At 70.8% G+C, this 13503-nt stretch carries 15 protein-coding genes; all 15 read left to right on the top strand.

Annotated elements, in window-relative coordinates; all coding sequences use genetic code 11:
- Nucleotides 1-186: 30S ribosomal protein S13 (gene rpsM, locus QNJ12_RS19650; protein WP_300625258.1), on the top strand; the 186-nt coding region annotated here is incomplete at its 5' end.
- Nucleotides 186-584, top strand: a complete 399-nt coding sequence (gene rpsK, locus QNJ12_RS19645) for a 30S ribosomal protein S11 (RefSeq protein ID WP_300625256.1) — start codon at nucleotides 186-188, stop codon at nucleotides 582-584. The genes rpsM and rpsK, both read left to right, overlap by 1 nt.
- 20 nt (nucleotides 585-604) lie before the next feature.
- Nucleotides 605-1222 (top strand): 30S ribosomal protein S4, encoded by a 618-nt coding sequence (gene rpsD / locus QNJ12_RS19640; protein ID WP_300625254.1) that lies wholly within the window; start codon nucleotides 605-607, stop codon nucleotides 1220-1222.
- An 83-nt stretch (nucleotides 1223-1305) separates the two neighbouring features.
- On the top strand, nucleotides 1306-2229 hold the full coding sequence (locus tag QNJ12_RS19635) for a DNA-directed RNA polymerase subunit alpha (protein WP_300625253.1): 924 nt from the start codon (nucleotides 1306-1308) through the stop codon (nucleotides 2227-2229).
- Nucleotides 2230-2273: 44 nt separating this feature from the next.
- Nucleotides 2274-2642 (top strand): 50S ribosomal protein L17, encoded by a 369-nt coding sequence (rplQ, locus tag QNJ12_RS19630; RefSeq protein ID WP_300625252.1) that lies wholly within the window; start codon nucleotides 2274-2276, stop codon nucleotides 2640-2642.
- Between the two features lie 289 nt (nucleotides 2643-2931).
- A complete protein-coding gene (locus QNJ12_RS19625) occupies nucleotides 2932-3300 on the top strand; it encodes a hypothetical protein (RefSeq protein ID WP_300625250.1) in 369 nt (122 codons plus the stop codon).
- A 45-nt stretch (nucleotides 3301-3345) separates the two neighbouring features.
- Nucleotides 3346-4146 carry a tRNA pseudouridine(38-40) synthase TruA gene (truA, locus tag QNJ12_RS19620; RefSeq protein ID WP_300625248.1) on the top strand — a complete coding sequence of 267 codons (801 nt, stop codon included), beginning with the start codon at nucleotides 3346-3348 and terminating at the stop codon, nucleotides 4144-4146.
- 99 nt (nucleotides 4147-4245) lie between these two features.
- Nucleotides 4246-4680 (top strand): 50S ribosomal protein L13, encoded by a 435-nt coding sequence (gene rplM / locus QNJ12_RS19615; protein ID WP_300625246.1) that lies wholly within the window; start codon nucleotides 4246-4248, stop codon nucleotides 4678-4680.
- Nucleotides 4681-4694: 14 nt separating this feature from the next.
- Nucleotides 4695-5087 carry a 30S ribosomal protein S9 gene (gene rpsI, locus QNJ12_RS19610; protein WP_300625244.1) on the top strand — a complete coding sequence of 131 codons (393 nt, stop codon included), beginning with the start codon at nucleotides 4695-4697 and terminating at the stop codon, nucleotides 5085-5087.
- A gap of 22 nt (nucleotides 5088-5109) precedes the next feature.
- Entirely contained in the window at nucleotides 5110-6420 is a 1311-nt protein-coding gene (gene glmM / locus QNJ12_RS19605; RefSeq protein ID WP_300625242.1) for a phosphoglucosamine mutase, read from the top strand.
- A gap of 65 nt (nucleotides 6421-6485) precedes the next feature.
- The gene (locus QNJ12_RS19600; protein ID WP_300625240.1) at nucleotides 6486-9833 is read left to right on the top strand and encodes an SIS domain-containing protein; all 3348 of its coding nucleotides are present in this window, start codon (nucleotides 6486-6488) and stop codon (nucleotides 9831-9833) included.
- 82 nt (nucleotides 9834-9915) lie between these two features.
- Nucleotides 9916-10281, top strand: a complete 366-nt coding sequence (locus QNJ12_RS19595; protein WP_300625238.1) for a holo-ACP synthase — start codon at nucleotides 9916-9918, stop codon at nucleotides 10279-10281.
- A 67-nt stretch (nucleotides 10282-10348) separates the two neighbouring features.
- Nucleotides 10349-11713, top strand: a complete 1365-nt coding sequence (locus tag QNJ12_RS19590) for an NAD(P)H-hydrate dehydratase (protein WP_300625236.1) — start codon at nucleotides 10349-10351, stop codon at nucleotides 11711-11713.
- Entirely contained in the window at nucleotides 11710-12822 is a 1113-nt protein-coding gene (locus QNJ12_RS19585; protein WP_300625235.1) for a peptidoglycan-binding protein, read from the top strand. Before QNJ12_RS19590 ends, QNJ12_RS19585 begins: the two co-directional genes overlap by 4 nt.
- Nucleotides 12823-12826: 4 nt before the next feature.
- On the top strand, nucleotides 12827-13503 hold a 677-nt coding region (gene alr / locus QNJ12_RS19580; RefSeq protein WP_300625234.1), incomplete at its 3' end, for an alanine racemase.

The following is a 13503-nucleotide window of genomic DNA, read 5'->3' as shown; positions in this document are numbered from 1 at the left end:
ATCGAAGGTGACCTCCGTCGCGACGTCCAGAACGACATCAAGCGCAAGATCGAGATCGGGTGCCTCCAGGGCGTCCGTCACCGCAAGGGGCTGCCGGTCCGTGGCCAGCGCACCCACACCAACGCTCGCACCCGCAAGGGCCCGAAGCGCACCGTCGCCAACAAGAAGAAGGCAGTGAGGAAGTAATGGCCAAGGCCAAGTCGGGCGGTCGCCGCCCCCGCAAGCGCGACCGCAAGAACATCTCGTCGGGCGTCGTGCACATCAAGAGCTCGTTCAACAACACGATCGTCACCATCACCGACACCGCGGGCAACGTGATCTCGTGGGCGTCGTCCGGTGCGGTCGGCTTCAAGGGCAGCCGCAAGAGCACCCCGTACGCCGCGCAGCAGGCGGCCGAGCGCGCCGCCAACGCCGCGATGGAGCACGGTGTCCGCCGTGTCGAGGTGCAGGTGAAGGGCCCGGGCTCGGGCCGCGACACCGCGGTCCGCTCCATCCAGAACACCGGCATCGAGGTCGTCTCGATCAAGGACGTCACGCCGGTCCCGCACAACGGTTGCCGCCCGCCGAAGCGTCGGCGCGGCTGACCAGGACGTCGTAGGAAGTCATGGCTCGTTACACCGGTCCCAAGGTGCGCCTCTCGCGCCGCCTCTCCACCAACATCTTCGAGAACGAGAAGGGGCGTCGCGCCCTCGATCGTCGCCCGTTCCCGCCCGGCGCCCACGGGCGCACGCGCCGCCGCAACGCCGGCAGTGAGTACCTGGCCCAGCTCCAGGAGAAGCAGAAGGCGAAGTACATCTACGGCGTGCTCGAGAAGCAGTTCAAGAAGACCTACAACGAGGCGATCCGCCTCCAGGGTCCGACGGGTGAGAACCTGCTCCGGCTGCTCGAGACCCGTCTCGACAACGTCGCGTACCGCGCCGGCTGGGCGTCGACCCGTCCCCAGGCCCGCCAGTTCGTCAACCACGGGCTGATCAAGGTCAACGGCAAGCGCGTCGACATCCCGAGCTATCGCGTCCGCAAGGGCGACGTCGTCTCGCTGTCGGACAAGGCCGCCAACATGATCGTGATCCAGCACAACCTCGACGTGCTCGACCGCACCGTGGTGGGCTGGCTCGAGGTCGGCGACGGCGGCAAGCAGGTCACCGTCCGCGACCTGCCCCAGCGCGAGCACATCGACGTCCCCGTGCGCGAGTCGCTCATCGTCGAGCTCTACTCGAAGTAACACCGCTCCCATCCCCGCCGCGGGCCGCCCCGCCGCAGCCACCCGACCCGATCCCAGAAAGGACCCGGCAGCACATGCTCGTCATGCAGCGCCCTTCCGTCGAAGCCCTCGGCGAGGAGAGCAACAACCAGCAGCGCTTCGCAATCGGTCCGCTCGAGCCCGGCTTCGGCCACACGCTCGGCAACTCGCTCCGCCGCACCCTGCTCTCGTCGATCCCCGGCGCCGCCATCACGACGGTGCGGTTCGACGAAGCCCTGCACGAGTTCGACACCATCGCCGGTGTCGCCGAGGACGTCACCGACATCATCTTGAACCTGAAGGACGTCGTGTTGACCTGCTCCGCCGAGGAGCCCGTCAACCTGCGTCTCGACGTCCGTGGCGCAGCCGCGGTGACCGCCGGCGACATCGAGTGCCCGGCCGACGTCGAGATCCTCAACAAGGACCTCCCGATCGCCACCCTCAACGGCAAGGCGCGCCTCGCGATCGACCTCACGGTCGAGCAGGGCCGCGGCTACGCCTCGAGCCAGCGCGAGATCGAGAGCCGCACGATCGGCGTGATCCCGATCGACGCGATCTTCAGCCCGGTGCGCCGCGTCAGCTTCGACGTCGAGCCGACCCGCGTCGAGCAGTCGACCAACTACGACAACCTGCTGATCGAGGTCGAGACCGACGGTTCCATCACGCCGGCCGATGCCCTCGCGTCGGCCGGTGCCACGCTCCGCTCGCTGGTCGACCTCGTCGCCAACATGAGCGAGGAGCCCAAGGGCCTCGAGCTCGGCGAGATGATCGACACCACGACCAGCTCGCCCGACCTCGACCTCCCGATCGAGGATCTCGATCTGTCCGAGCGGCCCCGCAACTGCCTCAAGCGGGCCCAGGTCAACACGGTGGGCGAGCTGCTCACCAAGACCGAGGACGACCTGCTCAACATCACCAACTTCGGGCAGAAGAGCCTGGACGAGGTGAAGGAGAAGCTCGACGAGCGCGGCCTGTCGCTGCGCGTCTGAGCGCCCACCACTGAACCAGACGTCACGTACGAGAGAAGACCGACATGCCCGGAACACCACGCCGCGCCCGCAACTTCGGCGGCAGCTCCCAGCACCAGCGCCTGATGATGGCCAACCTCGCGGCCTCACTCTTCGCCGCCGAGGCGATCACGACCACCGAGGCCAAGGCGAAGGCCCTGCGTCCGGTTGCCGAGAAGCTCATCACCAAGGCCAAGAAGGCCCAGGACGGCCCGATGCGCGTGCATCGCATCCGCCAGATCCAGGGCTACCTCGGCGACCGCGAGATGACCCACAAGCTGGTCAACGACGTCGCCCCCCGCTACATCGAGCGCAACGGCGGCTACACCCGCATCCTGAAGCTCGGCAGCCGCGAGGGCGACAACGCCAAGATGGCCCGCATCGAACTGGTCTGAGCTGCTTCGGGCCGGATCGGCCGATCGCGGCGTTGCGCCTCGGCGCTCGTTGCCCGAAGGCAACTCGGGCTCGCCGCGCCTTGCGCTCGGACGAATCGATCCCCAGACGTGGACGAATGCCTCGCAGGTGGTGCGTTCGTCTTTCCAGGGATGCTCGCACCCTCCACGCCACCCCCACCGGTTTGACCCGTGATGCCGGTGCTGGTTCCGGATTGCCCGGGTGCGGCAAGATCTCTCGGTGGTCCCTTCTCGGCGCGAACTCGGGGCTCGGGTGGTGTTGGGTGGGGTCGTGGTGCTCGTCGTCGGACTCGTCGGGCTCCTCGTCCTCCGGTGGGTGCGCCCGCAATGGGAGGAGCTGCCGGTGATCGCGGTCGACGCATCGAGTGACGCCGAGGTGCTCTCCGTCACGATCGCCCACAACGACTGCGGACGCGAGCCGGAGATCCGCGTCTCCGGTGAGACCGCTGAGACCGTCGTCGTGCAGGCACGGCACGACGTCCGCGGGGACTGCGACGACGTCGGGCTGCAGACGACTGCCGCGCTCGCGCTCGGCGCGCCACTGGGTGAGCGATCGATCGAGCTGAGCGACGACCTGCCTGCCGCATCGTGCGTCGTGGACGGCGCGCCTTCCACGCGTTGTCGCCCGTCCGAGCCGTAGCGCCGGCCACGACCTCGTCCACGTCGTCGGCCGTAGCCTGACGTCGTGGCTGACGGGTTCGACTCCTCTCTGCGGCGGGCTCGGTTCACCGTTGCCTACCACGGGGGGCGGTTTCGGGGGTTTGCTCCGAATCGGGACGTGCGGACGGTGATGGGGGAGTTGACCGCTGCAGTCTCGAAGGTGGTCAGACAGCCCGTCGAGCTGACCGGGGCGGGGCGCACCGACGCCGGTGTGCACGCGTGGGGGCAGGTGGTCTCGGGTGATCTACCGGCCGACACCGACCTCGACGGCCTCGCTCGACGGATCAACAAGCTCTGTGCACCCGACATCGCGATCCGTGAGCCGGAGTGGGTCGACGACGAGTTCGACGCCCGGTTCTGGGCGACGTCCCGGCAGTACCGGTACCACCTGTGGAACGACCCGGCACCGAACCCGCTGCTCGCCGACGTCGCCTGGCACGTCGCCCAATCGCTCGACCTCGACGCGATGCAGGCCGCGTGCACGCACCTGCTCGGCGAGCACGACTTCTCGTCGTTCTGCCGCAAGCCGAGGGTCGACGACGACCACCCCCTGCCGAGCATGGTGCGGATCCTGTACCAGGCCGAGTGGGAGCGAGTCGCCGACTCGCCGATGCTGCGTTTCGAGATCACCGGCAGCGCGTTCTGCCACCAGATGGTCCGCTCGATCGTCGGCACGTGCGTCGACATCGGGCGGGGGCGCCTCGCAGCCGACGACGTCCCCGCCATCATCGAGGCAGAGGACCGCGTCGCCGCCGGCGAGGTCGCCCCGCCCGACGGCCTGATCCTCTGGCACGTCGGCTACGAGGGCCGGCGCTGGGACGCCTGAGTCCGCACGTTGCCGCGGGTCAGGGTCGGGCCGTAGGATTACCCGGTTCAATTTCGCAGCCTCCTGCTTCCGGCTGCGCCGAAACGAAGAGATCGAACGATGAAGACGTACACCCCGAAAGTCAGCGAGATCGAACGCGAATGGCACGTGGTCGACGCCGAGGGCCTCATCCTCGGGCGCGTCGCCACCGAGGTCGCCCGCGTCCTGCGTGGCAAGCACAAGCCGATCTTCGCACCGCACATCGACACCGGCGACCACGTCATCATCGTCAACGCCGACAAGATCGAGCTGAGCCGCAACAAGGCCGAGTCGAAGCGCCTCTACCGCCACTCCGGGTACCCCGGCGGCATCAAGAGCGAGTCGTTCGCCGAGATGCTCGACCGCAAGCCGGCCGACGCCGTGCGCCGCTCGATCAAGGGCATGTTGCCCAAGGGTGCGCTCGGCCGCCAGCAGCTGTCGAAGCTGAAGGTGTACGCGGGCCCCGATCACCCCCACGCCGCCCAGTCGCCCAAGCCGCTCGAGATCAAGCGCTGAGAACGAGGAACACGATGGTTACCCCACTGACCCAGACCACCGGCCGCCGCAAGGAAGCCGTGGCCCGCGCCCGCCTCGTCGCAGGCAGCGGCACGATCACCATCAACGACCGCCCGTTCGACGTGTACTTCCCGACGGACGCCCAGCGGATGGTCGTGTCCGAGCCGCTCCGCGTGGCCGAGGCCGAGGAGAGCTACGACGTGGTGGCGTCGATCCACGGCGGCGGTGTGTCAGGCCAGGCCGGTGCGCTCCGCATGGCCATCGCCCGCTCGCTCGCCGACATCGATCCCGAGCTGCGTCCGGCGCTCAAGAAGGCCGGCCTCCTCACCCGCGACTCGCGGAAGAAGGAGAGCAAGAAGTACGGCCTCAAGAAGGCCCGCAAGGCGCCGCAGTTCACCAAGCGCTGACGCTGGCAGCAGGCTGGTCGACGTGCGCTTCGGCACCGACGGCGTCCGCGGCCGGGCCAACACCGAACTGACACCGGCCTTCGCCCTGAACCTCGGTCGCGCCGCCGCGCAGGTCCTGGGCGCCGACCTCGCCGTCGTCGGCGGCGACAGCAGGGTCTCGACGCCGATGCTCGAGGCGGCGTTCGTCGCCGGCCTCGCATCCGAGGGTGTCGAGGTCCGCCGCCTTGGCGTCGCCCCGACGCCGATGGTGGCGTTCGAGGCGTCGCGCCACGGTGCGATGGGTGCCGTGGTCTCCGCGTCGCACAACGCCTACCACGACAACGGCATCAAGCTGTTCGCGGTCGGCGGGACGAAGCTCGGCGACGACGTCGAGGCTCGCGTCGAGGCCGCGCTCGCCGTGCTCGACGGCCCGTCGGGCGAACCGGCGCCGATCCACGGGCGGACCGATCCGACGGCCTACATCGACCACGTGGTCGGCGCGCTCGGCGGGCGCGAGCTCGCCGGGCTCCGTGTCGTGGTCGACGTAGCCAACGGCGCCGCCTCGCACGTCGCCGCCGACGTGTTCCAGCGCACCGGCGCGCAGGTCGTGGTGATCAACGCCCACCCCAACGGCACGAACATCAACGCCGGGTGCGGTGCCACCGACCCGTCGGCGCTGCAGGCCGTCGTCACCGCCGAACGAGCCCACGTCGGGATCGCGCTCGACGGTGACGCCGACCGGCTGATCGCGATCGACGAGCGGGGCGACATCGTCGACGGCGACCACATCATGGCGATCTGCGCGAACGACATGCACCGTCGTGGCGTGCTGCGCGACGACACGGTGGTCGTCACGGTCATGACCAATCTCGGGTTCCGGCTCGCCATGGAGGCGGCCGGGATCCACGTGGTCGAGACCGCAGTCGGCGACCGGTACGTGCTCGAGGCCCTCGGGGTCGGCGGATACTCGCTCGGCGGCGAGCAGTCGGGGCACGTGATCTTCACCGAGCATGCGACGACCGGCGACGGCATGCTGACCGCGGTCACGCTGCTCGACATCGTGCAGCGGTCGGGTCGACCGCTGTCGGTGCTCGCGACCGAGTCGATGACCCAGCTCCCGCAGGTCCTGGTGAACGTTCCCGTCACCGAGCGCCGCCCCGACGTGGCCGAGGTCATGGCCGACGAGATCGCGGCCGCCGCCGCGCCGCTGGGGGCGACCGGACGCATCCTCGTCCGCCCGAGTGGGACCGAGCCGCTCGTGCGGGTGATGGTCGAGGCCCCCACCGAAGAGCTCGCCCGCTCGACCGCCGATGCCCTTGCGGCGACGGTGCGCGCCACGCTCGGATCTGGGTGAGCGCTGCACCGGCCCGAACCAGCGGCGACCCGGTGTGACGATCGCGTGTCGGTAGCCTGAACGCCATGTGCGGCATCATCGGAGTGCTCAGTCGCCGACCCACCCGCCCGGCGCCGACCCGAGATGAGCTGCTCGGGCTGCTCGATCGAGCCGTCGGGGCCATGGGCGAGCCGGCCGAGGTCACCGACCTCGCCGGGCAGGTCGACTCGCTGCTGCGGGGCGTCCCAGGGGTCCTGGCACTCGCCGACCACCACGAGCTGGCGAATGCCATCACCGCCCGCCTCGATCAGCTGGACGCCTACGTCGGCGAGCTCGAGTCGGCGCTCGAAGGGGGCGACCTGGGCGGCGACGAGCTCGAGCGGGCCGGCGCCGAGGTGATCGAGCTCCTCGACGTGCTCTGGTCGATCCGCCACGACCGGCTCCGCACCGCGAAGGAGGTCGGCGCACTCGCTGGGCGCGGTGCCGGCCTCGCCGCCGTCGCGGCGTACACGGCCGTCCAGCAGTCGCTCTCGGCGCTCGATCGGCTCGAGGTGCGCGGCCGCGACTCGGCCGGGCTGCACCTGTTCGTCCACGACCACGGCCTCGACGACGCCGTCATCGCCGCCGCGCTCGAAACGCGGGGGAGCGATCCGACCTACCAGTCGGGGTCGGTCCGCGCCAGCGCAGGCGTGCTGTCGTTCGTGTACAAGGCCGCCGCCGAGATCGGTGAGCTGGGCGACAACACCCGCGTGCTGCGGGCCGCGATCGCCGGTGACGAGCTCCTCCGGCAGGCGGTCGCCGCGCCCGAGGCACGCATGAGCGTCCTCGGTCACACTCGTTGGGCGAGCGTGGGGATCATCTCCGAGCCGAACACCCACCCGCTCAACAGCGACGAGCTCGAGTCCTCGCCGGTCGTCGACGCGGGCCCGTACGTGGTCGCTGCGCTCAACGGCGACGTCGACAACCATGCCGATCTCCGGGTCGAGCACCAGTTGCGCATCCATCACCAGATCACGACCGATGCGAAGGTCATCCCGGCGTTGATGTCGCGGCACGCCGCTGGCGGCGCCGACGAGGTCGAGGCGTTCCGGCGCACGGTCGCGGCGTTCGAGGGATCGGTCGCCGTCGGCGCGATGGCCGCGTCCGACCCCGACACGATGCTGCTGGCGCTGCGGGGAAGCGGGCAGGGGCTCTACGTCGGGCTCGCCGACGACAGCTTCCTCGTCGCCAGCGAGCCGTACGGCGTCGTCGAGGAGACGGCCCGCTACGTGCGGCTCGACGGTGAGCACGGCGGCGAGATCGTCGTGCTCGACGCCTCCGGGGCCGGCCAGCTCTCGGGCCTGCGGCGGCTGCGCTACGACGGCAGCGATGCGCCGGTCGAGCCCCACGAAGTCGTCACCGCCGCGGTCACGACCCGCGACATCGACCGCGGCGACGCACCACACTTCCTGCTCAAGGAGATCGGTGAGGCGCCGCGCAGCTTCCGCAAGACCCTGCGGGGCAAGATCGCCGAGACACCTGACGGGCTCCGCGCCGCAGTCGGTGAACGGGCGCTTCCGGCTTCCGTCGCCGAGCGCCTCGCATCGGGCCAGATCACGCGCATCCGGGTCATCGGTCAGGGAACGGCGGCAGTCGCCGGTCGCAGCGCGGCTGCGCTGCTCGACGAACTGAGCCGTGGCGAGCTCGACGTCGACGCGATCCCCGCCACCGAGCTCTCCGGCTTCCAACTCCGGCTCGACATGAGCGACACGCTCGCGATCGCCGTCAGCCAGAGCGGCACCACCACCGACACCAACCGCACCGTCGATCTGCTCCGCGCCCGTGGCGCTGCGGTCATCGGCATCGTCAACCGCCGGGCCAGCGACCTCGTCGACAAGGCCGACGGGGTGCTCTACACGTCCGACGGTCGCGACGTCGAGATGAGCGTTGCGTCGACCAAGGCGTTCTACGCCCAGGTCGCGGCCGGCGCGTTGCTCGCCTGTGCGATCGCCGAGGCAGCCCGCGTCGGGAGCCCCGATCGTCGCGACGCGCTGCTGCGAGGTCTTCGCGAGGTCCCGCCGGCGATGCATCAGGTGCTCGCCAAGCGCGACGAGATCGCCGATGCGGCCCGCCGCCTCGCGCCACCCAAGCGGTACTGGGCGGTCGTGGGCAACGGGCCCAACTCGGTCGCGGCCGAGGAGGTGCGGATCAAGCTCAGCGAGCTCTGCTACAAGTCGATCGCGTCCGATGTCACCGAGGACAAGAAGCACATCGACCTGTCGTCCGAACCCTTGATCCTGGTGTGCGCCGCCGGGCTCAACGGCAGTACCGCCGACGACGTCGCCAAGGAGACGGCGATCTTCCGGGCGCACAAGGCGACGCCGATCGTCGTGGCCGACGACGGCGACGTGAGGTACAGCGCCGCGGCCACCATCAGCGTGCCGCCCGTCGACCCCGCGCTCGGCTTCGTCCTCTCGGCGATGGTCGGGCACCTGTTCGGCTACGAGGCCGCGCTGGCGATCGATTCGTCGGCCCGACCCCTGCGTGAGGCCCGCGAGCTCGTCGAGCGATGTGTCGCCGACAACGACGGCGGCGACGCGATCCTCGAGGCGATCCGGTCCGAGATGCCGGCGGTGACCCAGCCCTTCCTCGACGGCTTGCGCGACCACGTCTACGACGGGCACCTCGAGGCGAGCACCGCGGTACGGCTCACCGGCCTCCTGAGGGACCTGTTCTCCCCGAGTCCGGTCGAGGCCTTCGCCACGTCGTCGGGCAAGGTGGGCACGCCCGCAGCGTTGATCGACGAGGTCGTCGGGGCGCTCACGCGAGCCGTCGAAGAGCTCACCCGCCCGATCGATGCGATCAAGCACCAGGCCAAGACCGTCACGGTCGGCATCTCGCGGAGCGACGAGGGCGTGCTGGGCACCCTGCTCGTGCAGGCCACGCTCGACGCCGGCGCCGGTCGCGACGTGCTCAGCTACCGCACGCTGAAGGTCCTCGCCGACCTCAGCCCCGCCGTCGTCGAGGTCACCGGCTTCACCAGGTACCGCATCGACGGCGAGGTGATCTCGATCCTCGATCGCGGTGGTCTCTCACGCGATCTGCGCAGTCGCACCGACTCCGACTCACGACTGGTCGGCACCAAGCACCGGGTCGCCGACGCCCGCGACGTGCTGGTCGCTCGGGGGCGGCGCGACAACCGCACGGTGATCTTCGTGCCCGAGGTCAAGGCCGGTACCTGCACGGGCATCACCTTGCTGCACGTCCGCTTCTACGAGCGTCTCGCGCCCGACGTCATGCGCGGCGTGCTCCAGGGGTACGACAACCGGTACGACCGCCTGGTCGACTGGGTCTCCGAGACCGAGGCCGAGTTCGACCAGACCCGCCTCGGTGAGCTGCCGGTCGACGATCTGCTGATCGCCCCCATCTCCGAGGCTGCCGACCTCTGGCGATGAGGGGCCTCGGCGGCGGGCGACGCATCCCGTTCCTGGCACGGTCTGCGATCGAGCAAGCACACGCACCACACGCAGGGGCGTCGTGATCGGGGTCGGTGTCGACGTCGTCGAGATCGAACGGTTCCGCCGGTCCCTCGAGCGCACGCCGACGATTCGCGGCCGGCTGTTCACTCCATCCGAGCTCGACTACGTCGCGCCGCAATCCGATCCGGTCCCGTCGCTCGCGGCGCGGTTCGCGGCGCGCGAGGCGGTGATGAAGTCGCTCGGGCTCGGCCTCGGTGCGTTCGGGTTCCACGACGTGTGGGTCGAGCGGGTCGCCTCCGGAGCGCCGTCGCTCGCCTTCGCGGGACGGGCGGCGGAGATCGCCGCCGAACGCGGCGTGCGGCGCTGGCACCTCAGCCTGACGCATTCCGATCTGGTCGCCGTCGCCTACGTCGTCGCCGAGTGAGATCGTCCGGTCGGCGGTTCGGGAGGGGTGCGTGGCCTCGACGGGACGGCGACCGTAGTCTGACGCCGTGATCCCGGTCGTCACCCCCGACGAGATGCGGGCCATCGACGCCGCCGCACCCGAACCCGTCGACGTGCTGATCGCACGCGCCGGCGAAGCGGTGGCACGTGTCGCCGTCGACGTGCTCGGCGGCGTGTACGGCCGCACCGTCGCCGTCCTGGCGGGTCCGGGCAACAACGGCGCCGACGGGCGCGTCGCCGCCGATCGGCTCCGGGACCGAGGCGTCTCGGTGCGCGTGTTCGACGCGCTCGATCCGCCGTCCGCACTCGCCGACGTCGACCTCGTGATCGATGCGGCCTTCGGGAGCGGGTTCCGCGACAGCTGGCAACCACCGGACACCGGTTCGGCGCCCGTGCTGGCGGTCGACGTCCCCACGGGCCTCGACGGGACGACCGGCGCGGTGGCGGGCGGCACGCTGCGGGCCGCGGCGACGGTGACCTTCGCCGCAGCCAGGCCGGGCCACGTGCTCGGTGGCGGGCCCGACGTCGTCGGCCGGCTCCATGTGGCCGACATCGGTCTCGACGTCGGTGGGGCGGCGGCCGGCATCGTCGAGTCGAGCGACGTCGCCGCCTGGCTGCCCGCTCGCCAGCGGACGGCCCACAAGTGGACCGACGCCGTCCGCGTCGTCGCCGGCGGGCCCGGCATGACGGGCGCCGGCTTCCTGGCGGCCGAGGCCGCGCAACGCAGCGGTGCCGGCATGGTGATGCTGTCGAGCCCCGGCATCGACGCCGCGGCACCGGTCGAGGTGGTCGATCGGCGAGTTCCACCGTTCGACTGGGCCGAGAGCGTGCTCGCCGACCTCCACCGTTTCCATGCGCTGATCGTCGGGCCCGGACTCGGCCGTGAGGAGTACACCGTGCCCTCGGTGGTGCGCGCCGTGCTCGACAGCGTGGTGCCGGTCGTCGTCGACGGCGACGGCCTGTTCGCGATGTCGTGGAACGACGAGGGCACGCCCGCCTTCCTGCGCGAGCGCGAGGTGCCGACCGTGCTCACGCCGCACGACGGCGAGTTCGGGCTGCTGATGGGTGCTCGGCCGGGCGACGACCGGCTGGCGGCCGCCCACGGGCTCGCCGCGGTGTCGGGCGCGATCGTGCTGCTCAAGGGGCCGACCACGGTCGTTGCGTCGCCCGACGGCAGCACGCTGCTCGTCGCCAACGGCGACGAGCGCCTGGCAACGGCCGGTTCTGGCGACGTCCTCGCCGGCATCATCGGAGCGCTGCTGGCCAGAGGCGTCCCTGTCTTCGAAGCAGCAGCCGCCGGGGCATGGATCCACGCCGATGCGGCCGCGCGACGGCGCCGTGACGGGTTCGTGGCCGGCGATCTCTCCGGCGCGATCGCCGAGACGTTGGAGGCGCTGGAGGCGCTGCGATGAGCGCGACCCGTCGACACCGCGTCGCGATCTCCGCGCTCGTGCTCGCATCGCTCGCGGCCGGTACTGCGGTCGCGGCGACCGTGTCGATCGACCGCGCGGCCGGCGAGCCGACCCAGCCGGCCGAGCGGGTGAACCCGCCCGACGCAGCAGTCGTCATCGGCGACTCTGCGATCGCCGCGCTGCGGTGGGTGCCCGGCGCCGACAACGCCATCATCGGTTTCGAGCACACGCTCGACCTCGAGTCGTGTCGCCGCCTCGTGGCGAGCTCCTGCCGGGGGCGCGAGGGCCGTGTACCGCCGACCGCCTACGAGGCGATGGACTTCCATGCCGGGAAGTACAAGACCCTGATCATCGCGACGGGCTACAACGACGGCACACCGGCGTTCGACCAGTCCTTCCGCTCGATCGTCGCCCGTGCCCGCAACGACGGCTACGACCGTGTGCTGTGGTGGACGCTGCGCTCCGACGTCGACTACGTCTCGCCCGGCTCGGTCGGCAACCACCGGACGTTCGCGCAGAACAACGAGGTGCTCCGCACGTTGGTCGCGTCCGGTGCGTACCCCGACGTCGAGTTGGCCGACTGGGGTGGCTACACGTCGGACCGGCAGGAGTGGTTCGCGACCGACGGCGTGCACTACCGAGCGGTCGGTGCGTGGGCGGCGTCGGACTACCTCAGCCGCAAGATGGCGTTCCTCGAGGACCGCCCGTGCCCGATGCCGCGGTCGCCCGGTCTGGCACCCGAGAACCCGTGCCCGGACCCCGACGCCACCGGGCCGGTCGCCGACATCGAGGCCCTGTACCCGATCGGTGAGGACGGCGTGCTGTGCTACGAGATCGGCGCCGAGCGACGGTTCGAGTGTCGGCTCGACACCCACGTGCTCCAGCTCGAACGCACGCTCCGCAACGGCGACAGCGGCCCCGACGTGAGCGCCCTGCAGATCCGTCTGATCCGGCTCGGCCTCCTCGGTGTCGACGCAACCGGCTTCTTCGGATCGGTCACCGAGACGGCGGTGCGTTCGTTCCAGAGCTCCAGTGCACTCCCGGTCACCGGCGTCGCCGACGTGGCGACCCTCGACGCCCTCGGCTTCGACACGAGCGGCATCGGATGACGCGGTGAGCGGTCCGAACAGCTGGGCGCGCTGGGCCCGGGCCGACATCGACCTGGGCGCCGTCGCACACAACGTGGAGGTGCTGCGCTCGGCGAGCTCGCCGGCGGCGGTGTGGGCGGTCGTGAAGGCCGACGGGTACGGCCACGGCGCCGTCGACGTCGCCGGTGCAGCGCTCGACGCCGGCGCTGCCGGCCTCTGCGTGGCCCTCACGGCGGAAGGGGTGGTGCTGCGCGAGGCGGGCATCGACGCGCCGATCCTCGTGCTCAGCGAGCAACCCGTCGATCATGCCGCGACGCTCGTCGAACACCGGCTGACACCTACGGTCTACACCCTCGCCGGCGTCGACGCGCTGACCGCGGCCGGAGCAAGCGATCTCCCGGTGCACGTCAAGATCGACACCGGGATGCAGCGGGTCGGCGCAGCTCCGGCCGATTCGCTCGCCGTCGTCCAGCGAGTGGTGTCGGCCGCGCCGGCGCTGCGGTTGGAGGGCGTCTACACGCACCTTGCCTGCGCCGACGAGCCCGCATCGCCGGCAACCGCCCAGCAGCTGGCCGCCTTCGACCGGATGCTCGCCGAGCTCGCGGTCGAGGGTGTCGAACCGCCGATCGTCCACGCGGCCAACTCGGCGGGAGCGCTCGCCGTGCCCGAGTCGCGCCGCTCGGTGGTGCGAGCCGGGATCGC

Source organism: Ilumatobacter sp. (assembly GCF_030065885.1).
Lineage (GTDB): Bacteria > Actinomycetota > Acidimicrobiia > Acidimicrobiales > Ilumatobacteraceae > Ilumatobacter.
The sequence above is the reverse complement of the archived record's forward strand: the minus strand, read 5'-3'. Positions and strand labels throughout refer to the sequence as shown.